We start from the raw sequence: 22,453 nt of genomic DNA, 5'->3' as shown, positions 1-22,453 counted from the left end.
AGGCAATGCGGACCCTGCTCCTTTTGGCCCTCCTGGCCCTTGGCCTTTACTGGTATGCGGAGCGGTATGGTCTGGCCGTGGGCTACCCTCCCTTCCTGCCGGTTTTCTACTGGAAGTACACCGGGGAGGCCCAGTACCCCATCCGGGTGAGTGGCCTTTACGATGCGGTGAAGGTCAAGGTGTCCGGGGACCTCGAGGAGGGGCGGCTTTCCATGGCCCTTCTCCGAGAGGGGCGCGTGGTGGGGGAGAGGACCTACTCGGGGAGTTTCCAGGAGGAGGTGCGGTTTCCCGCAAGCCCTGGGGAGTACCTCCTCCGCTTCCAGCTTCAAGGAGCCAAGGGCCGGGTGCGCTACGACTGGGTCACCACCAAGTTTGCCCCTTGAGGCGGGGTATGCTACACTTAGGCCTGGTCTGCCCCTAAGGGGCACAAGGGGAGAACGATGGCGCAGAAAAAGCCCAAGAGGAACCTTTCCGCTCTGAAGCGGCACCGGCAGTCTTTGAAGCGCAGGCTTCGCAACAAGGCTAAGAAGTCGGCCATCAAGACCTTGAGCAAGAAGGCCGTGCTTCTGGCCCAGGAGGGCAAGGCCGAGGAAGCCTTGAAGATCATGCGCATGGCGCAGAGCCTCATCGATAAAGCGGCCAAGGGGTCCACCCTCCACAAGAACGCCGCTGCCCGTAAGAAGTCGCGCCTTATGCGCAAGGTGCAGAAGTACCTTTCCTCAGTGAGCGCCTAGGAGGGAGGGCATGGGTAAGGGCGACCGTCGCACCCGTAGGGGCAAGATCTGGCGGGGCACTTACGGCAAGTACCGTCCGCGCAAGAAGAAGTAGGACCACCCCCTTGGGCGAAGCCAGGGGATGGGATCCTTTGGGGCCGGGGGCCTAGAGGGTTTCCTCTAGGTGCTCTCCTCTTTTTCCATCTCCCAGGTGAGGTCCCTCAGGAGCCATCCCCGGCCCGGGGGGGCGAGTTCCCCTGAGGCCAGGGCCTGTACCAGGTAGCGGCGCACCAGGCCGATGGGTACCCCCGAGGCGATCACCTCCCCTAGGTTGCGGGTGCCGTCCAGGAGGGCCTGGAGCTGTCCGAACTCCTCCAGGGTCTTGCCCGTCTTGCCCTTCCTCCCCTGGTATTTGATCCTTAGGGCGTACCAGGCATAGCGGCGAAGGGGGTAAAGGTCCCCTTCCCTTACCCCCATGTAGGCCCTTTCCATGGCGATGAGGAGGGGGACCTGCCAGGCCTTGGCAGCTGCCCGCACGCTTTTCCCCCCCTGGAAGACCTCGTAGGGAGGCTTGGGCTGGATGGCCTCGAGGACCCGGCTGGGCGAGTCCACCAGGGTGCGAAACCGGTCCCACTCGTCGTTGACCCGGGCCCACTCCCCTAAGAGGGCGGAGAAGGGCATGAGGGGTTTGTCCGCGGTGGGCGGGGTTACCCCGAAGCGGAAAACCCCTTCCTGGGGGTGCAGGGGGAAACTGAAGAGGGCCTCGAGGCCTTCCCAGTCCAGAATGGCTGCTCCCACCACCTCCCCCCCGGCGAAGCGCAGGGAGAGGGGAAGGTAACCTACGGAGAGCTCCAGGACTCCGGAGCGCCGGTGGCTGTGGATCAGCTCCAAAAGTTCCACAAGAGGGATGGCGTTCAGGTTTCCTTCCAGAAGTATCCCTCCCCTATACCCAAGATTAGGGTACGCCCCTCGCCCCGGTAGCCCTCCAAGGCCTTTGCTACCTCCTCCAGCTCATCCTCCCGGGCCAAGGCGGCCACGGTGGGACCCGCTCCCCCCACAAAGGCAGCCAGGGCTCCAGCCTCCAGGGCAGCTTCTATGGCCTCCAGCATCCCCGGCATCAAGTGGGCGCGGTGGGGCTGGTGGAGGCGATCCCGGCAGGCTTCCCGTAGGGCCTCGAGCCTTCCTGAGTAGAGGGCGGCAGGCCAAAGGGCACTGCGGGCCAGGTTGAACACCGCGTCCTTTAAGGGAACCGTCTCGGGCAAGGCCGCCCGGGCCAAGGGGGTGGGCACTTCATAGGGGGGTATGGCCAGGACAAAGTAGACCCCCTGGGGCCTGGGGAGAGGGATGGCCAGGGGGGGATCGGCCAAGGCGGCCACGAACCCCCCGTAAACCGCCGGAGCCACATTGTCTGGATGGCCTTCCAAGCTGGCGGCTAGCCGGAAAACCCCCTCCCGTCCCAGCTTTCCCCCGGAGTACTGGTTTGCCAAGGCCACCCCAGCCACCAAGGCGGCGGAGGAGCTTCCCAGACCTCGAGCCAGGGGGATGGGGTTGAAGGCCCGAATGAGGAGGGGTTCAGGATGCAGGCCTAAAGCCCGCATCCCTGCCCGGTAACCCTGGTGGATCAGGTTGTCCTTGCCCTCCACCTGGCCCTCCCCTTGGTAGAGAAAGGTGTCCTCCCGGGCAGGCTCGGCCTCCACCTCCAGGTAGAGGTCCAAGGCCACCCCTAGGGCGTCAAACCCCGAGCCCAGGTTGGCCAGGGTGGCAGGGACGTAGAGGCGCGGAAAGGATTTCATAAGCGCCAAACCTCACATCAGCATACCAGCGGGTTTCTGCTGGGTCGGGCGGGAAGGGGGATGGGTTTGCCTGTTCCCATGACCTTCAGGGCCCGCCCTCTCGGGGAGTAGGGAAGGATGCGGGATCTTTTGGGGTTAGACCGTGCGCCACGGGGGGATGGAGCTTTCGGAAAGTGCCCTCCGCGCCTTGGGCAGGGCCTCCGCTACCTCCCGGGCCAGGAGGCCCACGTCTCTTTCCTGGGCCAAAAGGTCCCCTGCCAGACCGTGGAGGTAGACCCCGAGCCGGGCGGCGTCAAAGGGGGAAAGGCCCGCCGCCAAAAGGGCAGCGATGACCCCGGAGAGCACATCCCCCGTTCCTCCGGTGGCCAGGGCGGGGTTGCCGGTGGGGTTCACGGAAAGGCGGCTTCCCTGGGCCACCACGGTGGGGTTCCCTTTGAGGACCACGGTGAGCCCCGTGCGTTCCGCCAGGGTCTGGGCGGCCCGCAGGGGATCCTTGGCAACCTCTTCTGGGGACATCCCCAAAAGCCTTCCTGCTTCTCCCGCATGGGGAGTGAGGACGGTGGGTACACCCGCCTTGCGGTAGGCCTCGAGGACCTCCAGGTGGAGGGCGTCGGCGTCCAGTACCGTGGGCAGCCGGGCTTCCAGGGCTTTTAGGGCCCATTCCCGGCCCCAAGGCCCTCCTCCCATCCCCACCGCCAAGGCTTCTACCCGCATGGACGGCAAGGCAGGAACTTGGACGGGGTGGAAGACTGCCTCGAGGGGCTCCAAGGGAGAGCCTTCGGGAGCCACCAGGTGCACCAACCCCGCCCCCATGCGGTAGGCTCCCAGGGCGGAAAGCACCGGGGCCCCGGCGTAGCGAAGCCCCTCCCCCCGATAGCCTCCCAAGACCCCCACCCGGCCCACGCTTCCCTTGTGGGCCGTGAGGGGCCGCTTGGGCAGGAGGGGGAGAAGCCCTTCCGGCGTGGCGATCTCGGGAAGATCCTCCCGTTCCAAGAGAACTTTGGGCAGGCCGATGTCCGCCAGGAAGAGCCTCCCGCAGGCTTCCCGATGAAGGAGATGGGGTGTTTTGAAGGCGGCGAAGGCCACGGTGGCTGTGGCCTGCGCATGGGGGGTAAAGGGAAGCCCCGAGGGCAGGTCCAGGGCCAAAATGGGAAGCCCGGAGGCGTTCATCCGTTCCACCAAACCCGCATGGAAACTCTCTAAGGGGCCTTTCAACCCGGTGCCGAAGAGGGCATCCACCAGCACTTCCTCCCGGTTCCAGATGGCTTCCTCGAGGGGGCGGATCTCCAGGCCGTGGGCCTCGAGGGCCCTTCGGGCCAAAAGGGCATCCCCGCCCTGGCCTTCGGCGGCAAAGACCCGTACCGGCACCCCGGCCAGGTGGAGGTGCCGGGCCAAGACCAATCCGTCCCCGCCGTTATTCCCCTTGCCGGCGAGAACCACGGCGGGGCGGTGGCCGAAAAGCTCCTGGTAGACCCGTGCTGCCTTCATCCCCGCCCACTCCATCAGGAGAAGGGAGGGGTAGCCCATTTCCACCGCCTTCTGATCGGCTTCCCGCATGGCCTCGGGGGTGAAGAGCCGCAGGGAGGTGGTCATGAACCCCAGAATACTCCTGGTAGCATGGGGTTATGGGATTAGGGGAAGCCCGGTCAAGGCTGAAGGAAGCCAGGCGGGTGGCGGTCCTGACGGGGGCGGGCATTTCCAAGCCCTCGGGAATTCCCACCTTCCGCGATGCCGAGGGGCTTTGGAAGGAGTTCAACCCCCTGGACTACGCCACCCCGGAGGCGTATGCCAGGAACCCGGAAAAAGTCTGGGAATGGTATGCCTGGCGTATCGCCAGGGTGCGGGAAGCCAAGCCCAACCCCGCCCACCTGGCCCTGGTGCGGCTGGAAGAGGAGGTGCTTGGGCGAGGGGGGGCGTTCCTCCTGGTGACCCAGAACGTGGATGGCCTCCACGCCTTGGCGGGAAGCCGGAACCTGGTGGAGCTCCACGGCAACATCCTGCGGGCCCGCTGTGAGGCGTGCGGGCATCGGTTCTTGCTCCCCGACCCCTTCACCCCTCCACCCTTCTGCCCCCTGTGTGGACATAGGGCCCGGCCCGATGTGGTCTGGTTTGGGGAGCTTTTGCCCGAGGGAGCGTGGGAGAAGGCGGAAAAAGCCTTTGCCGAGGCGGATGTTGCCCTGGTGGTGGGCACCAGTGCTGAGGTGGAGCCTGCGGCTTCCTTGGGACGCATTGCCTTCACAGGCGGGGCTTATCTGATTGAGGTCAACCCCGAACCCACCCCCCTTACTCCCTTGGCCCACCTCTCCTTGCGCATGGGGGCGGTGGAGGGTTTACAGGCGCTGGGATATGGGGAAAGTGGAGCCCTTCCTTCGGCTTCTGGCTGATCTGGCCACCTTGGCCCGGGGTGGAGTGGTGGCCCTGGTTCTCCTCCGGGTGGGGGAGGGACCCGAGGCCTTGGCCGGGGTGGTGCGCCTTTTGCTTCTGGGCTGGACCCTGGATGTTCTGGACGGTTGGCTGGCTCGCGCCTCGAGGCGGCCTTCACCCCTGGCGGCCTGGGATTATCCCTTGGATGCTGGGCTCGCTTGGGCGGGCCTGGCCTATCTGGTGGGGGCGGGGCTGGTGCCGGAAGGTTTCGCCTGGAGTTGGGCGGTGGGGAGTCTGGTCCTCCTCCTTCGCTATCCCAAGAAAAGCCTTTCCATGCTCCTGCAAGTACCGGCCACCTTCGCCCCTTTCTACTACGCCCAGAAGCTGGCACCGGAGGCTTTTTGGGAGGCATTAATCTGGGCCTTTCTCATGCTTCTTCTGGATGGAAGGCGCTTTTTGGGGGTGGTACTGGAGTTTATGGAGGACGCGGGCCTCCTGGCTTCCGCGCGTCGGGAGAGCCGTCCCTAGCTTTCTTCCCGACGCCCGCGGAAGACCAGGCGGAAGGGTACTTCCTTAAGTCCCAAGTCCTCGCCGATACGGTTTTTTAGGTAGTTTTCAAAGGCGCGGGTCACGAACTCCGGGTAGTTTACGAAGAAGACGAAGGTGGGCGGGGCCACCTCGGGCTGGGTGGCGTAGAAGATCTTCAGGGGTTTGCCCTTGAAGTTGGGAAGCTGCACCTTCGTCGTCCAGACGGAAACCCAGCGGTTGAGCTCGGCGGTGGGGATGCGGGTGTGGTTGAGCTCAAATAGGCGCACCGCCTCGCTGAAGATCTTATCCAGGTTCTGCTTGGTAAAAGCCGAGGTGTACACCCGGGGAAGATGCTCCAGATGCGCAAGCTTTTCCTTGAGCTCCCGGCGCACCTTGGGGGCTTCCTCCTTCCTCACCAGGTCCCACTTGGTGATGACCAGGAGCACGGGCTTGCCCTTTTCCATGGCGTGGTTCGCCAGCTTGAGCTCTCGGTCACCTACCTGGAACGGGTCTATGACCAGAAGAACCACGTCGGCTTCCTCTATAGCCTTAAGGCTCCGCCGAATGGCCAGCTCCTCCACCAGGGTTTCCGGGCGCTTGCGGATGCCGGCGGTGTCCACCAGGATGAAGGGCTGGCCGCGGAAGGTGAAGCGCACGTCGATGGCGTCCCGGGTGGTGCCGGGCTCCTCCGACACAATGACCCGCTCCTCCCCCAGGATGGCGTTCAGGAGACTGCTCTTTCCGGCATTGGGCCGGCCTACAATGGCGAGCCTGATACCCGCCACCTCGGGTTCCGACTCGATGTGCCGAACGGGAAGCTTTTCCCAAATGGCCTCGAGGAGTTCGCCTAGGCCTCTTGCGTGTTCGCTGGAGGTGGGGATGGGATCGCCGAAGCCCAGGGCGTAGAGGGGGCCCAGGTAGTGCTCGTGCTTGGGGTCGTCCACCTTAGTGGCCACCAGGATCACGGGCTTCCCCTTCTTCCGCAGGTATTCCGCCACCTCATAGTCCGCCTGGGTGAGCTCTGAGCGGCCGTCCACGGCAAAGAGGACCACTTCGGCGTCCTCCAACGCCTGGTCCACTTTCTCCTGGATCTTCTTTTCCCAGCGGTCCCCCGACCAAAGCCCCCCGGTGTCCACCAGGAGGAAGCGGCCCTTCTCGCTTTCCACCACCCCCTCCTTGAGGTCGCGGGTAACCCCGGGAACATCGGCCACCACCGCACTCCTTTTGCCCAGGAGGCGGTTGAAGAGGCTGGACTTGCCCACGTTGGGTCGGCCTACGATGACTACCTTATGCATCCTCACCCCAGCAAACTGGGGTGGGGAAGCCCCCACCCCGCCTTTGACCAGTCTACCACAGGGGGTATACTTTCGGGGTATGCAGAAACTGGCAGGCCTGGTTTTGCGAAGCCTCGGGTGGCGGTACCATATGCCGCCTCCTCCCGGCCGGAAGTACGTCCTGATCGGTGCCCCCCACACCTCCAACTGGGATTTCCCGGTGGGCCTCCTGGCCCTATGGGCGTTGGGGATTCGGGCCCGGTGGTTGGGGAAGAAGGAGCTTTTCCGGCCCCCCTTGGGCTGGCTCTTAAGGTTGCTTGGGGGTATCCCCGTGGACCGCTCCCGCCGGAACAACCTGGTGGACAGCGTGGCAGAGGTTTTCCGGCGGGAGGAGGAGATGGCCATCCTCATCACCCCGGAGGGCACCCGGGGGAAGGCACCTTACTGGCGGAGCGGCTTTTACTACGTGGCCCTGAAGGCCGGGGTGCCCGTGGCCCTGGGCTACGTGGACTTCCGGAAGAAGGAGGTGGGGATCGGGGGCTACCTCTGGCCTTCCGGAAACCTCAAGCAGGATTTTGAGGTCATCCGGGCCTTTTACCAGGACAAGGTGGGTCTAAGACCCGAGAGGCAAGGCCCCATCCGCATCCGCGAGGAAGTGGAGGAGGTGGCCTAGGCAGAAGCTAGCCTCTGGCCCATCTTCTTGATAAACTTGCTTTATGGAACAACCCACCCCTTTGACGGATGCAGACCGGACCTGGGCGGCGGTGGTTCACCTGGCTCCCCTGGTGGGGTACTTCATCCTTATAGGCCAGATCCTTCTGCCCTTGGCCATCCTGCTTTGGGGTCCGAAAAGCGCCTTCGTCCAGGCCCACGCCAAGGAGTCCCTAAACGGCCAGATCAGCTACACCCTCTATGGCTTGGCCCTCCTTCTGCTGGCGGTGACCGTGGTGGGGTTGGTGGTAGCGGTTCCCCTGGCGTTTGCCCTGGTGGTCCTGGTCCTTTGGAACATGATCCAGGGAGCCCTGGCAGCCGGCAGGGGAGGGACCTATGCCTATGTCCTTATCCTGCGCCTGGTGCCCTAGCTTCCAGGACCACCACCGCCAGGGCGTGGCCTTTCTCGTGGCTTAAGGAGAGGTGGGCGAAAAGGCCTTCCGCCTCGAGGCGGGCCCTCACCTTTGGGGCAAAGCGCAAGACCGGTTTCCTCCCCTCCATCCCCACCCAGACTTCCTTCCAGGAAAGGCTTTCGGGCCAGCACTTCTGAAAGGCTTCCTTGGCGGCGATCCGGGCGGCAAGGCTTGGGGCAGGGTCCTGGTGGCGGAGGGCGTAGGTTAGCTCCTCCTCGGTGAAAAGCCTTTTTAGGGCTTTTCCCCCGTGCTTTTTGAGGAGCTTTCGCACCCGGTCGATTTCCACCAAGTCGGTACCGATGGCTTGAATCATGGGAGGTAAGGTTCTGGGCTTTCCCCCGCCATGGCCAGGAGCTGGCCTTCCCGGTACCCCAGGCGCTTCTTTTCTTTGAGGGCCCGGTAAGCCCCTGGGGCAAGCCTTTCCACCACAGGAGCCATAGGGCCATTTTAACCCGGCTCCTTGAGCCAGGGGGTTTTTCGTGCTAGGGTACTCGGGTGTTGCCCAAGGCCTTCCTCTCCCGCATGGCGGAGCTTTTGGGGGAGGAGTTTTCCCTTTTCCTCAGGTCCCTTACGGAAGGGGAAAGGAGCTATGGCCTTAGGGTGAACACCCTGAAGATAACGCCGGAAGACTTTGCAAGGATCGCCCCCTGGCCCTTGAGGCCCATCCCGTGGTGCCCGGAAGGGTTCTACTACCCAAAGGAGGCCCGGCCGGGGCCCCACCCCTTCTTCTACGCCGGGCTTTACTACATCCAGGAGCCAAGCGCCCAGGCGGTGGGGGTGCTATTGGAGCCTCAACCTGGAGAGCGGGTTTTGGACCTGGCGGCGGCCCCCGGGGGGAAGACCACCCACCTCCTGGCCCGCATGGGGGGAAGGGGCCTTCTTTTAGCCAACGAGGTGGACGGTAAGAGGATCCGGGGCCTTTTGGAAAACGTGGAGCGCTGGGGGAGTAGGCTTGCCGTGGTGCAGGCCCCGCCCCGATCCCTTGCGGAGGCCTTTGGCCCGTACTTTCACCGGGTTCTCCTGGACGCTCCCTGCTCCGGGGAGGGAATGTTCCGCAAGGACCCCGAGGCCATCCGCCACTGGGGTCCTGGGGCCCCCAGGCGGGCTTCCGAGGTGCAAAAGGGGCTTCTCTCCCAGGCGGCAAGGCTTTTGGGGCCGGGAGGGGTTTTGGTCTACTCCACCTGTACCTTCGCCCCGGAGGAGAACGAGGGGGTGGTGGCCCACTTCCTAAGGGAGCATCCGGAGTTCCACCTGGAGGATGCCCGCTACCATCCCCTGTTTGCTCCTGGGGTGCCGGAGTGGGGGGACGGAAACCCCGAGCTCAGGAAGACCGCCCGCCTCTGGCCTCACCGCCTCGAGGGGGAGGGGCACTTCCTGGCCCGCTTCCGCAAGGAGGGGGGTAGCTGGGGCACGCCACCAAAGGAACGCATTCCCCCCTTGAGCCAGGAGGCCCGGAAGGCCCTTGCGAACTTTCTGGGGGAAGCGGGCTTGGACCTGGAAGGCCCCATCTGGGAGCGCTCAGGCCACCTTTACCTGGTTCCGGAGGAGCTTCCCTCCCTGGCTGGCCTTAAGGCCCCAGCCCCCGGGCTTTACCTGGGTCTGGTGCAGAAGGGACGCTTCCGCCCGGCCAAGGCCCTCGCCCTGGCCTTCGGGGCTACCCTTCCCTGGCCCCGTCTTCCCCGGGTGGCCTTCCCCCCGGAAGACCCCCGGGCCTTGGCCCTGGCCACGGGGGCGGGCGTGGCGTGGGAAGGGGAGGACCTTCCGCTAGCCCTTCTGGTCCTAAGGACGGAGGTAGGGGAGTTTCCCTTGGATTTCGGCAAGGCCAAGGCCGGGGTACTCCGGCCTGTGGGGGTGGGGCTTTAGGCTTCTCACCATACGATGGCAGCCCCCAGGCTCTTCAGGGCTTCGTCATGGGATACAAGGAGTGCCCTTTCCAAGAGGCTTTGGGCTACCAGCATGCGGTCAAAGGGGTCCCGGTGGTTTCCGGGTAGGGAAGGGGCTAGGAGGGCGTGAGGGCCCTTTATGGGGAGCTCCTGGGCTTTCAGGGGTTCCAGCCAACCGGGATAGGCGGATAGTACGGCCTCGCCCTGGGGAAACCGGCCTAGCCGGGATTTGATGGCTATTTCCCATAGGGAAGCCGCGCTTACCAGGCGGGTGTTCTGCGGGTCTTCCAGCAGGCTCCTGGCGTGAGGGGAAAGGCGCTCTGGTTCTATCAAAGCGTAGAGGAGGGTGTGGGTGTCCAGGAGGAGCCTCAGCCCTCCCATGCCGTGAGCTCCTCCTCTGGCAAGGGGGCGTGGAAGGCTTCCCAATCCACAGGGCCCAGACGCCGCAAGGTGCCTAGTCGTACCCCTTCCTCCCAGGGGCTCAGGCGGGCCAAGGGGCGGCCGTAACGGGTGATGACGATCTCTTCCCCCCGGCGTGCCGCCTCGAGGAGTTCGGAGAGCTTGGCCTTAGCCTCATGTACACTTACCCTGCGCATGATGATTTAGACTAACATTTCTGGTCAAAAGAAGCAAGCCCCTCGAGGACCTCCCGCCAAAGGCCGAAGGCCTCCCTTAGGGTTGCTTCCGGAAGGGGCTTCACCGTGAGGTTTCCCAGGTCCAGGGGCACCACCCAGTGGAGGCTTTGGGAAACCTTCTTTTTGTCCCTGAGGAGGTAGGGAAGGAGGTCCTCCCAGGAAACCCGGGGGAGGGGAGGGGGAGAAAGCCACCTCAGGAGGCGGAGGACCAGGGGGGTGAGGTCCTCCCCTCCCAGGAGTTTGCCGAGAAGGGCAGCGTAGAGGAGGCCGTAGGCCACCGCTGCTCCGTGGGGCAGGGCGTGGTGGGTGTAGGCCTCCAGGGCGTGCCCCAGGGTGTGGCCCAGGTTTAATAGCCTCCTTTCCCCCTTTTCCGTGGGGTCCTGCTCGGTGATCCTCACCTTCACCGCCACCGCCTGGGCCAGATAGGCCTCGAGGCGGGGGCTTTCCGGCGTGAGGTCCTCCACCTCTAAAAGCCCTTCCTCCCCGGAGATGATCCCGTGCTTGAAGGCTTCCACCAGACCCTCTTTGAAGGTGAAGGGGGGGAGGGTTTTGAGGGCCTCGAGCTCCGCATACACTCCTTGGGGAAAGTGGAAGGCTCCCACCAGGTTTTTCCCCTCAGGGAGGTTGATGCCGGTCTTACCCCCCACGCTGGCGTCCACCACGCTTAGGGTGGTGGTGGGGAAGGAGAGGTAGGGGATTCCCCGGAGGTAGGTGGCGGCCACAAACCCCCCCAGGTCGGTGAGGGTCCCTCCCCCCACCACCAGCAAGGTGGTGTTCCGGGGTAGGCCCTTCTCCGCCAGGAAGGAGAGGACTTGGCCGTAGACGGCCAGGGTCTTGGCTCCCTCGCCCCCTTCCAGACCTAGCTGGTGTTGGACCCCGAGGCGTTCTGCCAGCTTCAGGGCAAAGCCTTCCACCCGCCGGTCGTAAAGAAGGGCCGAAGGACCTTCGGGGGTCCGGACCTCCTCGAGCACGCCTTCCCCAATCAGTATGGGGTAGGAAACGGGTTTACGGACGATGAGCCTTCGCATAGCTCCAAAGCTTCTCCACGATCTCCTCCACCACCTCCTCCACCTTCCGGTTGTCGGTGGAAACGTGCACGTGGGCCTCCCGGTAGATGGGGGTGCGGGCCTCGAGGAGGGTCCTTATCCTCTCCAGGGGATTTTCCACCTGCAAAAGGGGCCTTTCCCCGGGCTTGCGGGTGGCTCGTTCCAGAATGGTTTCCGGGCTGGCCCAGAGGGCCACCACCGGGCCCCTGGCCAGAAGCTTCCTGCGGTTTTCCGGATCCACGAAGGTACCCCCGCCCAAGGAGAGAACCAGGTACTCCTTGCCGAGAAGCTCTTGCACCGCCTCCCGCTCCATCTGCCGGAAGGCTTCCTCCCCCAGGTGGCGGAAGATATCGGGGATGGATAACCCCGTGCGCCTTTCTATGTAGCGGTCCAGGTCGATGAAGTGGAGCATGAGGGTGCGGGCCAGCTCCCTACCGATGCGGCTTTTCCCCACCCCCATGAAACCGGTGAGGCTGATGAAGGTGGCGGGGCGGGGAATCTCCAGGCGGGTCATGGAGCCATCCTACGCCTTTAGTAGGTTAGGACCCGAGCCTTGTACCGCTCCACCCGTTCCTGTATCTCCTCCATGGTGTCCCCGCCGAACTTCTCCAGGTAAGCCTGGGCAAGGACGATGGCGGATAGGGCGCAGAGGATCACGCTGGCGGCGGGCACGGCGGTGACGTCGGAGCGCTCCCTGGCGGCATCCGCGGGCTGGTGGGTCACCACGTCCACGGTGGGGAGGGGTTTCATCAGGGTGGCGATGGGTTTCAGGGCGGCCCTTAGGACCAGCTCCTCCCCCGTGGTCATGCCTCCCTCGAGGCCCCCCGCCCGGTTGGTGGTGCGGTAGAACCCCTTCTCCGGGCTCCAGTAGATGGGGTCGTGAACCTCCGAGCCCCGCTTCATGGCGTTTTCAAAGGCGGGGCCGATTTCCATCCCCTTCACCGCGGGAATGGAAAGGGCCATCTGGGCTAGACGGCCATCCAGCTTGCGGTCCCAGTGCACGTGGCTTCCCAGGCCCGGCACCAGGCCGCGGAAGCGGGCCTCGATCACCCCGCCTAGCGTGTCCCCTTCCGCCTTGGCCTGGTCTATGCGGCGGATAACCTCGGCCTCGGCCTCGGGATCGGTCATGCGCAAGGGGCTTTCCTCTATGCGGGGTACCAGGTCCCAGGAGAAGGGAACCTGGGCCCACACCCCCGCCATACCCGGCACGTACCCTGTTCCCTCAACTCCAAGAAGGCTCAAGAACTTCAAGGCCACCGCTCCCACCGCCACCCGCATGGCGGTCTCCCGGGCGCTGGCCCTTTCCAGCACGTCCCTTAGGTCCTTGTGGCCGTACTTGATGCCCCCAGAAAGGTCGGCGTGGCCAGGGCGGGCGGCGGTGAGGGCCTTCTTTCGGGGTTCGTTCCCCGGAGCGGGGTCCATGATCTCCACCCAGTTCCGGTAGTCGGCGTTCTTGATGGCCAGGGCCACCGGGGCTCCCGTGGTACGCCCTGCCCTGACGCCGGCGCGGAACTCCACCCGGTCGGTCTCTATAACCATGCGCCTTCCCCGGCCATAGCCCTTCTGACGCCGTTCCAACCAGGGGTTGATGTCCTCCTCGGTGAGGGGGATGCCGGCGGGCAGGCCCTCAATGATGGCGAGAAGCTCAGGGCCATGGGACTCGCCTGCGGTCAGGAACCTCATGGGCCTATTGTAGGGCAAGCGACCTGGGATAGACCCAAGCCAGGGGACCAGCAAAGCCCAGCTTGCGGGCTTGCCTCCCCTGGCTGGGAAGGGCAAAGGGGCTTAGCGGCTTGCGGTTTCTTTTACGATGTCGGCGGTGATGACCACCAGAAGCTCCCGGTCGGTGGTTTCCTGGGTGCGTTGTTTGAAGAGTTCCCCGATCAGGGGGATGTCCATGAGGAGGGGAACCCCCTGCTGCACCTGGTTGTTTTCCTGGGAGGTGAGACCCCCGAGGACCACGGTCTGCCCATCCCGCACCCGCAGGGTGGTGGTTACCACCTGCTTGGTGAAGCGGTCCACGTCCCCGTCCACGGGGTTGCGCTGGACGTTCCCGGAAACCTCCGCCTTGATGTTGAGGAGGATCTGCCCGTCGGCGGTGATCTGGGGGGTCACCTCCACGATGATGCCGATGTCGAAGGGTACCCGCTCCACCCGGTCTCCCACCACCCGGCGGATGAGGAAGGTTTCCCCGGACTGCAGGCGGGCGGTTTGGTTGTTGAGCACGGTTTGGTTCACATCCCTAAGGGCTCGGGAAAGGCCCTGGCGCTGGAGGGCCTCGAGGGTGGCGATGATGTTCAGGGCGGCCAGGCTCCGGGTGCTGTCAAAGATAAGGGAAAGCCCCGTGTCCAGGATGCTGGCCGCTACATTTCCCCCGGCAATGGTGTTCCACTTGAGGCCCAGGTTTCGGCTGAAGTTGGACTGCACCTCCTGGATGCGCACCCTTAGGTTCACCTGGGGCACCGCCTGGTCCAGCTTGGGAATAAGGCCTTCCACCAGGGCTAGATCCTCCTGCGTACCCGTGACGATCAGGGTGTTGGTGCGCTCGTCCGCCACCACCGTGGCCTGGCGTGTGGGGCCTTGAGGCCGGGCCTGGCCCTGGGGAGCCTGGGCCTGCCGGGCTTGCAAGGCCTCCTGGAGCACCTTGGCCAGGTCGGCGGCCTTGGCGTTGGAGAGCTGGTAGGAACGCTGGAGGATGGGCGGTCCTTGCTCGGGAGCCCGGTCGATCTGAGCCAGCAGGTTCTCCACTTCAGAAAGTTGTTTCTCCGTCCCCCGTACGGAGAGGACCGGTTGTCCAGGCACCGTCTGCACCACGATTCCCGGCACTTCCCTGGCCAGGAAGGAGGCCACCTTTTCGGCATCGGCGAAGCGCAAGGGGTAGAGCCTCCGCACCGTGGCCTCCTGGGTGGGCGGGGCCACCTGGGGGGGTACATCAGCGGCCTTGAGGATCTCGGCGAAGAAAGCCTGGTCAGCTTCGGTAGCTTCCAGAAGAAGGGCTTTGGGATTACCCGGGACGCCTTCCAAGCGGGCTCCTTTCAGCTCTCGTTCCAGGACGGGCTTAAGCCTTTCCTGGGCTTCCTGGAAAGTGAGGTTCTGCAAGGTGTAGACCCGGCGCACCACGGGGGTGGGCTTGGGTACGTCGGCCACCTTCAGGAGTTCGGCGATGCGGGCGTGGTCCTCCTCGGTGGCGGTGATGAGGGCCCGTTTGGGATCTGTAGGGACCACGCTGATTTGTGCGCCCGGCACCCGGCCTTGCAAAAAAGCCAGAATCTCGGGGAAGGTGGCATGGGCAACCACATACGTCCGTTCAACCCTCGGTTTAGGTAAGGTGAGGGCAGGTAAGGGGCGGAAGTCAATCCCAGCCCGCTGGAGAATGTCCGAGAAGCGAATGTGCTGTTCTGGGGTGGCCAGGACAGAGAGTAGGGCCCTGAGCCTGCCCCCTTCCTCTACCACAATCCAGTTCACGCTAAGCCCGCTGGCTTCCCGGGAAAGGAAGGGCAGGAGATCGTTTTGCACCCAGCCCTTGGCCCCATCTATGTTCACCACGGTGCGAACTTGACCCTGGGCGTCGGTTTCCGTGCGCCGGTAGGCGATCTCAGGGATGGCCACCAGGTAGGGTTTCCGCTCCATGGCCCCGGTGCGGCTTGGGGCGTCCACCAAGGCCGTGATCACCTGGGTGGGGGCCACCACCACTACGTCGGGAGGCAGTAGGAGGTAGTCCAGGTTGAACTGGGTACCGTAGGTGGCGAAGAGGAGGTCCCAGACCTCCCGGAAGGGTTTGCCCTGAAAGTCCAACTTGATGTTGGGTAAGGGGGGCTGGGCCTTGGCCGGGTCGCCGGAGGCATCGTAGGCCCGGTAGATGAGGGGTTGGAGGCCCACGCTCCGGGCCAGGGCTTCCAGGACCACATCCAGGGGCAGGGTGAACCCGGCCCGCACCTGGTTTTCGGAAATCTTCAGGTCCACCTTGGCGTCAAAGCGGGGTTCCTGGGGAAGGCTTCCCGCTAGGGCCCCCATGCCGAGGGCCAACAGGCCGGGGATCACAAGTTTCATAAGCGCCGTTCTCACTGGCCACCTCCTGCTTGCGTGTTTTCTAAGGCAATCTCCAAGCTTTCATCCTTCAAGGCCAACACCACCCGGTCGCTTTCTATGCGGCGAAGCACTGCCTCGCTACCTGGAAGAAGGCTACCCACGGGTAACACCAGGTACCCTTCCTTGGTTTCTAGGATAGCCACGCTCACCGGGCCTAATAGCGTCCCCGCTAGCTTGATGCCTTTTTCCTCCACCAGGGCTTGCAGGGGGGTTTTGGGAGAAGTGACAGGCGAGGGCGCAGGTTCGGTCTTCCCCCCTGGGGCTGAGGTTTGGGGCACACTGGGTAAAGGAGCCTCCACGAGGCCAGCGGGTGGGATGAGGACGGGCTGGGTTTCCACCTGGGCTTTAGGGGTTTCTACTCGGAAAGCAGGGGCCAGCACCTTGGGGGCAGGCAAGGCTCCTTGGCTTCCAGGGAGGGGCCGGGGTGAGGTCTGGACCCTAGGGATGGGTAAAGGTGTTCCCGGGCTTACCCGGACAGGTGCCCCTGTGGGCACGGGTGTGGGCCTAGGTGCCGGAGAAGCGGAGGGCACGGGGGGAGAAGGTGGGGCTTCCACCACCAGGGGCACAAAGGGGTTTGGAAGGGGGGCCTCTTGTTGGGTTTTGGGGATGGGCAAGGCTGTGGTCAAGACAGGTTCACCTGCTTTGGGGGCTTCCTGGGAAGGCGAAGCCACGGGTCTCGGCTTTACCGGTGGGGCCTGTGGAGGGGTTTCGGCGAGGGGCGGAATGGGCGGGGCTTCTATGGCCTTGGGGGCTTCCGCTTCTTGGCTGGGGACCTGGGGCTGGCTGGGGGTGGTTTGAACTTCCGTGGATACCTGGGCCGGCAGGTAGAGGCCCACATACCAAAGCGCCACGGCGCTCACCAGGAGAAGGCCCGCCAGGAGGAGCTTGGTGGACTGGGGTAGGTTGCGCCAAGCCGTAGCTAGGCGCGCTAGAAGGGCTTTCACCGACCACCTCCTTGACCTGTTGTCTGCGAGGGAGGAGTTCCTTGCGTCTGGGGATTTCCTTCGGACTGGCTAAGATCTTTGGCCAGCATGTAGAGGGTCAGCGTCAAGCTGGTGGAGAGGAGGGGATTTAAGTCCTGACCCTGGACGCTGAGGTTGAGCCCGGAAAGGGAGCTGAAGCGGGAAAGCCCTTCCAGGCGCTTCAGATAGGCGTAGGTTTCGGGGAAGGGCGCCTCGAGGGAAAGGGCCAGGTTCACCGCCCGCACCTCCGGTACTGGAGCCGAGGTGGGGGAGCGGGTGAAGGAGCGCACCGTGACCCCGCTCCTTATGGCCTCGGTCAGGATCTCGTTCAGAACCTGGGAAAGCCGTTCCTCCTTGGGAAGCGCCCTCAGAAAGGCCTGACGCTCGGCTTGCAGCTCAGCGATGGTGGCCCGGAGTTCTGGAAGGGCGCGCTGGGCTTGCCTTCCTTTATCCCGCTCGGGGACAAGGGCGTTAATCTCCTGGCGCACGCTTTCCGTTTCCTGACGCATGGGGACGATGAGGAAAAAGTACCAGAGGAGGGCCACCACCAAGGTGAGGGCGATGGCGATCAGGGCCCACTCCCGCTGTCCCAGTCTAGCGAGCACTTTCCCCACCCCCCACCAGGCCTACCCGGGCGCTGAAGGTGTAAAGCCCCCGGTTCTGGTCCAGGGAGGCCCCCTGGAACTCTATGCCGAATCGGGGAGAGGCTTCAAAAGCCCGCACGAAGCTTACCAGGGCGTTTTGGTTCAGGGCTTCCCCCTGCACGGTAAACTCCACACGCACCTTTTTGCCGTCGTAGGCCCCAGCTTGAGCCATCCGGTTGGCCTCTTCCTCGGGAATGGCCCGGGTACCCACGGAGCGCAGGGCCACGGGGAAGCGTCCGCCTTGCTGAGGGATTTGCCGGATAAAGGCTGCCAGGTACTCAGACCAGGGGACGAAGTTCTTCTTGAGGCCTTCCCGGATGGCAAGGAGGGCCTCGAGGGCCTTCCTCTCCTGCTGGAGGCGGTTTTGTTCAGCGATAAAGGGTTTTAGGGCCTCTACCTCTGCTTTCAAGGCATCCCTTTCCTGCTTGGCCAGGGTAAGTTCGGTGTAGGCGGTGTAATGGAGAAAGCCCAGAAGGGAAAGGGTCAGCAGGGCGAAGGCCCCTGCCGCCAGACGCCACCAACCCGGTTCGATGCGGCGGCGCAGGTTTTTGGGGAGAAGGTTAAGCCTAATCAAGGGGCATCACCCCCCGTAAGGCCAAGCCCACGGGCACCAGGAACTCCGGTCCCATCTCCTTGATCTTTTCCAGGTCAAAGCGTTTGGGATCCACCTGAATGCCCTGCCAGGGATCGGGGACGGTGAAGTTGACCCCCAGGGTATCGGTAAGCAGGGTGGACAGGCCCCTAAGCCGGCTTCCCCCGCCATAAAGGTACCCTACCTCTGGCTGTACGTCCCCCAGTTGTACCCGGAAAAACTCCAGGCTCCTGCGGATTTCCTGGGTGAGTTCCACCAGGACAGGCCGGATGGCGTCGTAGATTTTGGCGGGACTGTACCGCTCCCTCTCGGCGTCAAAATCCAGAAGGAGCTCCTCGTCCTCGGTGGGGATGGTGGCGAGGCCGTAGGTGCGCTTCACCTCCTCGGCGGTGAGGAAGTCCAGGCCAAAGCTTTTCCCAATGGCTTCGGTGAAGTCCTTGCCAGAGAGGGCGAGGATCCGCACCGCCAAGGGGCGGTTTCCCTTAAGGAGGACCAGGCTGGTGCTTTCCGCCCCGATTTCCACGGCCACGGAAACCCCCTCCGGGTCGCTACTGAGCTGGGCCTCCAGGGGATAAAGCCCGGCAAAGGGTTTCACATCCAGGATGATGGGGGTCAGGCCTGCCCCCCGCAGGGCTTCTAGGAGGGAGGCCACCGCTTCTTGCCGGGCTGCTCCCACCATCACCTCCACCTGTTCCCCTTCGGCGGCCTCGGCCAACGGATCCAAGGGAGCGAAGTCCAGGACCACCTCGTCAATGGGGAAGGGGATATACCGCTCTGCTTCCCAGCGAACCGCCTCCTCCATCTCCTTGGGGGGCATCTTGGGCACCTGAAGGGTGCGCAGGATAACGCTGGGATTGGGTACGGCGGTGACCACGTAGCGCTTTTTGGTCCGGGCTTCGGCAAGGAGTTCCTTGAGTTCCTGGGCCAGGGCCTGGGGTTCGGCGATCACCCCTTCCACCAGCATTCCCGGGGGAGTGGGCCGGGTGGCCAAGGCCCTGAGGGTGGGAGGGTTTCCGGAGAGTTCCACCAGTTTTAGGTTGGCGGCGCCGATCTCCAGGCCCAGCGCCTCCACGCGGGGTTTGAATAGCTTGCTAAAACCCGAAAGCACGTTGCCTCCTTAACACGGGGCGGTGCAGCTACTATAAGCCATAAGCGAACCTGCTTGCAGTATACACGCTCCTACCTGGAATAGGGAAGAAGAGCTCGCTAGCATTCCCTCGTTGATTTTAGCCGCACGTACCTTAAGGAAGACTTACACCCCTCGAGGACCTCCCCTCGAGGGGCGCTCAGGCGAAAGCCTTAAAGGGCCTTTAGGGTTTCCACCACTGCCTTGGTAAAGGTTTCCGTAGTGGCGGTTCCTCCCAGATCCGGGGTGCGGGGGCCTTTTTCCAGGACCAGATCCACGGCCCTTTCCACCCTCTTGGCGATTTCCTTTTCCCCCAGGTACTCCAGCATCATGGCCGCGGAGAGGATGGTGGCGGTGGGATTGGCTATGCCCTTGCCGGCGATATCGGGGGCAGAACCGTGCACGGGCTCAAAGACCGCCGTGGTGTCCCCGATGTTGGCGGAAGGTGCAAGGCCTAGGCCCCCCACCAAGCCAGCGGTGAGGTCGGAGAGGATGTCCCCCAGGAGGTTGGTGGTGACGATTACGTCGAAGCGCTCGGGGCGCATGACAAGCTGCATGGCGCAGTTGTCCACGATGATATCCTGCACGTTCACTAGGGGATAATCCTTGGCCACCTCCCGCACCGTATCCAGGAAAAGCCCCTGGGTCACGGGGAGCACGTTGGCCTTGTGGGCGATGTGCAGGGTTTTGCGAGGGCGGCTTTCCGCGATCTTCAAGGCCACACGAGCGATACGTTCGCTGGCTTTTTTGGAGATCACCGCATCGGCGATGGCCACATCCAGGTAGCGCCGCTCCTGCTCCACATAAAGCCCCTCGGTGTTCTCCCGCACGATGATGAGGTCCACTCCGCTCCGGCTTCCCGGCACGGGGCGGCTTTTGGCAGGGCGCACGTTGGCGTAGAGGTCCAGCCTGCGCCTGAGGTAGCGGATGGCCCCGAAGAAACCCGGTACCTTCCTTGTGGGGCTGGTGGCAGCTCCGAAGAGGGTGGCTTGGCAGGAAAGGATTTTCTCCACGGTTTCCTCGGGCACGGAAACCCCTCTTCGCTCAAAGGTTTCCCAGCCCGCTTCGGCCTCCACGAACTCCAGGGAAAGCCCGGTGGCCTCCAGGACCCTCCTGGCCGCAGGGATCACCTCGTGGCCGATACCGTCGCCCTCGATCAAGCAGATGCGATACGCCATATTGCCTCCGGACCTGGGGGTGAGCCCCCTTGGGAATATACACTACACCGGTCCAATAGGGGGTCGGGTTCAAGCGCGAAGGGCAAGGAGAAGGAAAACCAGCAGGAGAAAGGCCAGCACCCTAAGGGCTGCCTGGCGCCTGGGAAGCCGCCTTCCCCCTGCCCTCAAGGCTCCTTCCACCACCACCCCGGCGATTCCCGCCAGGATGAAGAGGTCCCCCAGGCTCGCCGCCTTGCGCAAGGGGGGAAGGGGGATGACATCCCCCAGGAAGGGAAGGCGGGTGGATTCGTCTAGGAGGGTATGCACGGCATCGCCCTTGTTCCTTAAAAGTTCCTCCCAGCCCTCTATGCCTGCCCTCCTCAGGGTTTCCAGGCTCACGGGCATGTGGCCCCCGTTGGCGAAGATGACTAAAGTGTTGAGGAAAAGGCCCAGAAGGACCAGGTAAAGGCTTTTCAGGTGCCGGTTCCGGTAAAGCCCGTACCCCACCAGGAGGAGGACCAACACCTTGGCTAGAGGGCCTGCCCACTCGGGCCGGAAAAGCCCCCGATACGTGCCGTAGGCCAGCCCCCCCTCCAGGAGGGCGGCCAGGAGGAAGGCCCAGGCCGCTCTTAGCTCTATCCCTCCGAGGTCCTTGAGCCGGGCTCCGAGGGCGAGGGCGAGGCCGAATCCGAAGAGCGCGGCGTAGAGGTAGAGTGTGATACCGATCCCTCCTTTGCTTCCAGGTAGGCCTGGCGGTCGCGCCAGATGGGGTTCTGCTCCCAAAGTTCGGTGAAGGCCTCCACCAGCTTAGGGTCAAACTGGTGGCCGGAGAGCTCCTGGACCTCCCTTAGGGCTTCCTCGGGGGTCTTGGCCTTACGGTAGGGGCGGCCTGCGGTCATGGCCTCGTAGGCGTCGGCCAGGCCCACGATGCGGGCCTCCTCGGGGATCTCGTGCCCGGCGAGCCGCTTTGGGTAGCCCCGGCCGTCCCAGCGCTCGTGGTGGTAGAGGATGACGTTGTAGACGAGCGGGTCAAAGGCCACCTTCCGGGCCGGGGAGAGGAGCTCGGCGCCCCGGGTGGTGTGGCTTTGGATGAGGCCGTACTCCTCCGGGGTCAAGGTTCCCGACTTGAGGAGAAGGTGCTCGGGGATGGCGATCTTGCCGATGTCGTGGAGCCTCGAGGCCCGGTAGACGGCCTGGGCGTAGGCCTCGTCCCCTCCCTTCACCTTCCTGGCCAGGTCGCGGGCGATGTCCGCCACGCGCTCCGAGTGCAGGCGGGTCATGGGGTCCTTGGCCTCCAGGGCGTTCATGAGAAGCTCCAGGGTGGTGTCAAAGGCCTGCTCCAGGCGCACCTTCTCGTCCCAGTAGAAGCGGCTGTAGTAGAGGGGGATGAGGAAGAAGAGCACCGTCCACCCGCCCCACCCTGCGAGAAGGGGCGTCTCGTAGGCCCGGGCTAGGAGGAGGGCGAGGGGGGAGAGGAGGAGGTAGCTCAGGGCGAGCCAGCTGAAGTTTTTTCGCCACGCCTCACGCCAGGTAATCTTGTTGGCGAGGGAAATGGCGGTGGTCACCAGGGTGGTGTTGGCGAGAAAAAAGGCCAGGGAGGCCGCGGCGATACCCACCCCTGCGGAAAGATTCCAGGAACCCATGTAAACGGGGTTCTGCTGAAAAAACTGCCAGGCCAGGGCCGCCAAAGCGGAGGCTAGGCCGTTCTGGGAGCTGTTGAAGATTTCCTTGTACCAAGCTTTTCGGCGCCACTGAAGCACGAAACTTAAAAGAGGTGATACCCAAGGGGGTGTTAAGGCTACTAGAGCCAGGGCAAAGACAAAAAACTGGCTCATGCTGGCGCTTAAGGGGAGCGGGACGCGAACGGACACGCTCCAAAGCATGAGCGCGCCCCAGAAAAGCAGGTCCAGGAGACCCAAGCGGAGGGGCATGCCCCCGTAGGCCCAAAGCAGAAAGCCCTCCAGGGCCAGGAAGCCCAGGAAGGCCAAGAGGACCAAAAGGAGCACCCGCGGCGGGGGAAGCTCCAGGCGTTTAAGGGCCATGGTGGCCTGAGTGTAGCAAATCCCCCTTCTACGGGCAAGGGAAAAGGAGGCCAGCCTAACTGGCCCCCTTTTCTTTTACTCCGAACCTACTCCCAGCGCGCAGAAGCCCCAGCCGCAAGCCCGAGCGCGATCAAGCTGCTGAGAAGCACCAACACGCGAGCGATCAGCTTCTTCATCTTCATCCCTCCTTTTCCTCCGCTTCCGGGGGGTCGGCCCCGTTTGCTTGTCTTTCACTTTAGGGGGGTCCGTCAATACTGTCAAGAGGGAAAGAATAGGTATCAGAACGGTGAAAACAGTCATTACCCTAACGATTTTTGGGAGTGAGTCAGATTTATACTACCCAGCCTAGCACATCTCGAGCCAGCTGGGTAGCACCTTGGGGGACGTGGAGGAACCTTCCGGGCTTGGGGGAATGCCCGTCAGAAAATAAAGGGAGCCGCGGGGCACGGATGCCCGGCGCGGCTTGCCCAATGCTGCTTTT

The 22,453-nt window shown here is 63.9% G+C and carries 27 protein-coding genes; 8 read left to right on the top strand and 19 right to left on the bottom strand.

The annotated features are described in order from the left end of the window. Positions 1 to 5 precede the first annotated feature (5 nt). From G584_RS0103840 to G584_RS12445, 3 genes are read left to right on the top strand one after another with little or no spacing between them, the layout of a single operon-like run. Positions 6 to 383 carry a hypothetical protein gene (locus G584_RS0103840; RefSeq protein WP_028493428.1) on the top strand — a complete coding sequence of 126 codons (378 nt, stop codon included), beginning with the start codon at positions 6 to 8 and terminating at the stop codon, positions 381 to 383. 57 nt (positions 384 to 440) lie between these two features. Next, positions 441 to 734, top strand: a complete 294-nt coding sequence (gene rpsT / locus G584_RS0103835; protein ID WP_028493427.1) for a 30S ribosomal protein S20 — start codon at positions 441 to 443, stop codon at positions 732 to 734. A gap of 10 nt (positions 735 to 744) precedes the next feature. Then, on the top strand, positions 745 to 828 hold the full coding sequence (locus G584_RS12445) for a 30S ribosomal protein THX (protein ID WP_008632889.1): 84 nt from the start codon (positions 745 to 747) through the stop codon (positions 826 to 828). 65 nt (positions 829 to 893) lie between these two features. Here the strand turns inward: G584_RS12445 and G584_RS0103830 are convergent, their stop codons facing one another. The 3 genes from G584_RS0103830 to G584_RS0103820 all read right to left on the bottom strand — a co-directional run bounded on the left by G584_RS0103830 (position 894) and on the right by G584_RS0103820 (position 4,087). Next, on the bottom strand, positions 894 to 1,643 hold the full coding sequence (locus G584_RS0103830; RefSeq protein WP_028493426.1) for a DUF4388 domain-containing protein: 750 nt from the start codon (positions 1,641 to 1,643) through the stop codon (positions 894 to 896). Further along, the gene (gene thrB, locus G584_RS0103825; RefSeq protein WP_028493425.1) at positions 1,628 to 2,506 is read right to left on the bottom strand and encodes a homoserine kinase; all 879 of its coding nucleotides are present in this window, start codon (positions 2,504 to 2,506) and stop codon (positions 1,628 to 1,630) included. Before thrB ends, G584_RS0103830 begins: the two co-directional genes overlap by 16 nt. A 135-nt stretch (positions 2,507 to 2,641) precedes the next feature. Continuing rightward, positions 2,642 to 4,087, bottom strand: coding sequence for a bifunctional ADP-dependent NAD(P)H-hydrate dehydratase/NAD(P)H-hydrate epimerase (locus G584_RS0103820; protein ID WP_028493424.1), 1,446 nt, complete (start codon positions 4,085 to 4,087; stop codon positions 2,642 to 2,644). Between the two features lie 44 nt (positions 4,088 to 4,131). On the opposite strand from G584_RS0103820, the gene G584_RS0103815 reads away from it, so the two are divergent. Continuing rightward, positions 4,132 to 4,890, top strand: a complete 759-nt coding sequence (locus G584_RS0103815) for an SIR2 family NAD-dependent protein deacylase (RefSeq protein WP_028493423.1) — start codon at positions 4,132 to 4,134, stop codon at positions 4,888 to 4,890. Continuing rightward, on the top strand, positions 4,862 to 5,398 hold the full coding sequence (locus tag G584_RS12825; protein ID WP_418954022.1) for a hypothetical protein: 537 nt from the start codon (positions 4,862 to 4,864) through the stop codon (positions 5,396 to 5,398). Before G584_RS0103815 ends, G584_RS12825 begins: the two co-directional genes overlap by 29 nt. Here G584_RS12825 and der read toward each other — a convergent pair. Next, entirely contained in the window at positions 5,395 to 6,693 is a 1,299-nt protein-coding gene (gene der / locus G584_RS0103800; protein ID WP_028493422.1) for a ribosome biogenesis GTPase Der, read from the bottom strand. The genes G584_RS12825 and der overlap by 4 nt on opposite strands. A 79-nt stretch (positions 6,694 to 6,772) precedes the next feature. On the opposite strand from der, the gene G584_RS0103795 reads away from it, so the two are divergent. Together G584_RS0103795 and G584_RS0103790 are read left to right on the top strand one after the other, a co-directional pair. Then, a complete protein-coding gene (locus G584_RS0103795; RefSeq protein ID WP_028493421.1) occupies positions 6,773 to 7,345 on the top strand; it encodes a lysophospholipid acyltransferase family protein in 573 nt (190 codons plus the stop codon). A 43-nt stretch (positions 7,346 to 7,388) separates the two neighbouring features. After that, positions 7,389 to 7,754: a DUF4870 domain-containing protein gene (locus G584_RS0103790; protein ID WP_028493420.1), complete on the top strand. Its 366-nt coding sequence runs from the start codon at positions 7,389 to 7,391 to the stop codon at positions 7,752 to 7,754. Here the strand turns inward: G584_RS0103790 and acpS are convergent. Both acpS and G584_RS13060 read right to left on the bottom strand, forming a co-directional pair. Continuing rightward, positions 7,732 to 8,109 (bottom strand): holo-ACP synthase, encoded by a 378-nt coding sequence (acpS, locus tag G584_RS0103785; protein ID WP_028493419.1) that lies wholly within the window; start codon positions 8,107 to 8,109, stop codon positions 7,732 to 7,734. The two genes, G584_RS0103790 and acpS, sit on opposite strands and share 23 nt — an antisense overlap. Further along, on the bottom strand, positions 8,106 to 8,234 hold the full coding sequence (locus G584_RS13060; RefSeq protein ID WP_272595913.1) for a hypothetical protein: 129 nt from the start codon (positions 8,232 to 8,234) through the stop codon (positions 8,106 to 8,108). Before G584_RS13060 ends, acpS begins: the two co-directional genes overlap by 4 nt. A gap of 57 nt (positions 8,235 to 8,291) precedes the next feature. On the opposite strand from G584_RS13060, the gene rsmF reads away from it, so the two are divergent. Then, positions 8,292 to 9,659: a 16S rRNA (cytosine(1407)-C(5))-methyltransferase RsmF gene (gene rsmF / locus G584_RS0103775; RefSeq protein ID WP_028493418.1), complete on the top strand. Its 1,368-nt coding sequence runs from the start codon at positions 8,292 to 8,294 to the stop codon at positions 9,657 to 9,659. A gap of 5 nt (positions 9,660 to 9,664) precedes the next feature. Here the strand turns inward: rsmF and G584_RS0103770 are convergent, their stop codons facing one another. From G584_RS0103770 to G584_RS0103710, 13 genes are all read right to left on the bottom strand, one after another. Then, positions 9,665 to 10,060, bottom strand: a complete 396-nt coding sequence (locus tag G584_RS0103770) for a type II toxin-antitoxin system VapC family toxin (RefSeq protein ID WP_038050666.1) — start codon at positions 10,058 to 10,060, stop codon at positions 9,665 to 9,667. After that, complete coding sequence (locus G584_RS0103765) at positions 10,048 to 10,275, bottom strand: type II toxin-antitoxin system Phd/YefM family antitoxin (RefSeq protein ID WP_028493416.1); 228 nt, start codon at positions 10,273 to 10,275, stop codon at positions 10,048 to 10,050. The genes G584_RS0103770 and G584_RS0103765 overlap by 13 nt, the downstream gene beginning before the upstream one ends. An 11-nt stretch (positions 10,276 to 10,286) precedes the next feature. Next, entirely contained in the window at positions 10,287 to 11,342 is a 1,056-nt protein-coding gene (locus G584_RS0103760; RefSeq protein ID WP_028493415.1) for a 3-dehydroquinate synthase, read from the bottom strand. After that, entirely contained in the window at positions 11,320 to 11,874 is a 555-nt protein-coding gene (locus G584_RS0103755; RefSeq protein ID WP_028493414.1) for a shikimate kinase, read from the bottom strand. Before G584_RS0103755 ends, G584_RS0103760 begins: the two co-directional genes overlap by 23 nt. 17 nt (positions 11,875 to 11,891) lie before the next feature. Beyond that, positions 11,892 to 13,043, bottom strand: coding sequence for a chorismate synthase (aroC, locus tag G584_RS0103750; RefSeq protein ID WP_028493413.1), 1,152 nt, complete (start codon positions 13,041 to 13,043; stop codon positions 11,892 to 11,894). Positions 13,044 to 13,145: 102 nt separating this feature from the next. Further along, positions 13,146 to 15,410, bottom strand: a complete 2,265-nt coding sequence (locus G584_RS0103745) for a secretin N-terminal domain-containing protein (RefSeq protein ID WP_418954023.1) — start codon at positions 15,408 to 15,410, stop codon at positions 13,146 to 13,148. A gap of 11 nt (positions 15,411 to 15,421) precedes the next feature. Beyond that, positions 15,422 to 15,598 carry a hypothetical protein gene (locus tag G584_RS12915; RefSeq protein WP_245563304.1) on the bottom strand — a complete coding sequence of 59 codons (177 nt, stop codon included), beginning with the start codon at positions 15,596 to 15,598 and terminating at the stop codon, positions 15,422 to 15,424. A 791-nt stretch (positions 15,599 to 16,389) separates the two neighbouring features. After that, on the bottom strand, positions 16,390 to 17,016 hold the full coding sequence (locus G584_RS0103735) for a type IV pilus inner membrane component PilO (RefSeq protein WP_028493410.1): 627 nt from the start codon (positions 17,014 to 17,016) through the stop codon (positions 16,390 to 16,392). Continuing rightward, a complete protein-coding gene (locus G584_RS0103730) occupies positions 17,006 to 17,629 on the bottom strand; it encodes a competence protein (RefSeq protein WP_028493409.1) in 624 nt (207 codons plus the stop codon). Before G584_RS0103730 ends, G584_RS0103735 begins: the two co-directional genes overlap by 11 nt. Beyond that, a complete protein-coding gene (gene pilM, locus G584_RS0103725) occupies positions 17,622 to 18,755 on the bottom strand; it encodes a type IV pilus assembly protein PilM (protein WP_028493408.1) in 1,134 nt (377 codons plus the stop codon). The genes G584_RS0103730 and pilM overlap by 8 nt, the downstream gene beginning before the upstream one ends. A 191-nt stretch (positions 18,756 to 18,946) precedes the next feature. Next, positions 18,947 to 19,951 (bottom strand): homoisocitrate dehydrogenase, encoded by a 1,005-nt coding sequence (locus G584_RS0103720; protein WP_028493407.1) that lies wholly within the window; start codon positions 19,949 to 19,951, stop codon positions 18,947 to 18,949. A 69-nt stretch (positions 19,952 to 20,020) separates the two neighbouring features. Beyond that, complete coding sequence (locus G584_RS0103715; RefSeq protein WP_028493406.1) at positions 20,021 to 20,515, bottom strand: DUF5317 domain-containing protein; 495 nt, start codon at positions 20,513 to 20,515, stop codon at positions 20,021 to 20,023. A gap of 50 nt (positions 20,516 to 20,565) precedes the next feature. Beyond that, positions 20,566 to 21,972: an HD-GYP domain-containing protein gene (locus G584_RS0103710; RefSeq protein ID WP_028493405.1), complete on the bottom strand. Its 1,407-nt coding sequence runs from the start codon at positions 21,970 to 21,972 to the stop codon at positions 20,566 to 20,568. Positions 21,973 to 22,453: the final 481 nt, after the last annotated feature.

The organism is Thermus antranikianii DSM 12462 (assembly GCF_000423905.1).
Lineage (GTDB): Bacteria > Deinococcota > Deinococci > Deinococcales > Thermaceae > Thermus > Thermus antranikianii.
Note: the sequence above shows the minus strand (reverse complement) of the source record. Positions and strands in the feature narration are given on the sequence as shown.

What these genes read in the sequence shown, in the direction of transcription:
- G584_RS0103840 (WP_028493428.1), top strand. Translation starts at nt 6, where the DNA reads ATGCGGACCCTGCTCCTTTTGGCCCTCCTGGCCCTTGGCCTTTACTGG.
- rpsT (WP_028493427.1), top strand. Translation starts at nt 441, where the DNA reads ATGGCGCAGAAAAAGCCCAAGAGGAACCTTTCCGCTCTGAAGCGGCAC.
- G584_RS12445 (WP_008632889.1), top strand. Translation starts at nt 745, where the DNA reads ATGGGTAAGGGCGACCGTCGCACCCGTAGGGGCAAGATCTGGCGGGGC.
- thrB (WP_028493425.1), bottom strand. Translation starts at nt 2,506, where the DNA reads ATGAAATCCTTTCCGCGCCTCTACGTCCCTGCCACCCTGGCCAACCTG.
- G584_RS0103815 (WP_028493423.1), top strand. Translation starts at nt 4,132, where the DNA reads ATGGGATTAGGGGAAGCCCGGTCAAGGCTGAAGGAAGCCAGGCGGGTG.
- der (WP_028493422.1), bottom strand. Translation starts at nt 6,693, where the DNA reads ATGCATAAGGTAGTCATCGTAGGCCGACCCAACGTGGGCAAGTCCAGC.
- G584_RS0103795 (WP_028493421.1), top strand. Translation starts at nt 6,773, where the DNA reads ATGCAGAAACTGGCAGGCCTGGTTTTGCGAAGCCTCGGGTGGCGGTAC.
- G584_RS0103790 (WP_028493420.1), top strand. Translation starts at nt 7,389, where the DNA reads ATGGAACAACCCACCCCTTTGACGGATGCAGACCGGACCTGGGCGGCG.
- acpS (WP_028493419.1), bottom strand. Translation starts at nt 8,109, where the DNA reads ATGATTCAAGCCATCGGTACCGACTTGGTGGAAATCGACCGGGTGCGA.
- G584_RS13060 (WP_272595913.1), bottom strand. Translation starts at nt 8,234, where the DNA reads ATGGCTCCTGTGGTGGAAAGGCTTGCCCCAGGGGCTTACCGGGCCCTC.
- G584_RS0103770 (WP_038050666.1), bottom strand. Translation starts at nt 10,060, where the DNA reads ATGGGAGGGCTGAGGCTCCTCCTGGACACCCACACCCTCCTCTACGCT.
- G584_RS0103765 (WP_028493416.1), bottom strand. Translation starts at nt 10,275, where the DNA reads ATGCGCAGGGTAAGTGTACATGAGGCTAAGGCCAAGCTCTCCGAACTC.
- G584_RS0103760 (WP_028493415.1), bottom strand. Translation starts at nt 11,342, where the DNA reads ATGCGAAGGCTCATCGTCCGTAAACCCGTTTCCTACCCCATACTGATT.
- G584_RS0103755 (WP_028493414.1), bottom strand. Translation starts at nt 11,874, where the DNA reads ATGACCCGCCTGGAGATTCCCCGCCCCGCCACCTTCATCAGCCTCACC.
- aroC (WP_028493413.1), bottom strand. Translation starts at nt 13,043, where the DNA reads ATGAGGTTCCTGACCGCAGGCGAGTCCCATGGCCCTGAGCTTCTCGCC.
- G584_RS0103745 (WP_418954023.1), bottom strand. Translation starts at nt 15,410, where the DNA reads ATGAAACTTGTGATCCCCGGCCTGTTGGCCCTCGGCATGGGGGCCCTA.
- G584_RS0103720 (WP_028493407.1), bottom strand. Translation starts at nt 19,951, where the DNA reads ATGGCGTATCGCATCTGCTTGATCGAGGGCGACGGTATCGGCCACGAG.
- G584_RS0103710 (WP_028493405.1), bottom strand. Translation starts at nt 21,972, where the DNA reads ATGGCCCTTAAACGCCTGGAGCTTCCCCCGCCGCGGGTGCTCCTTTTG.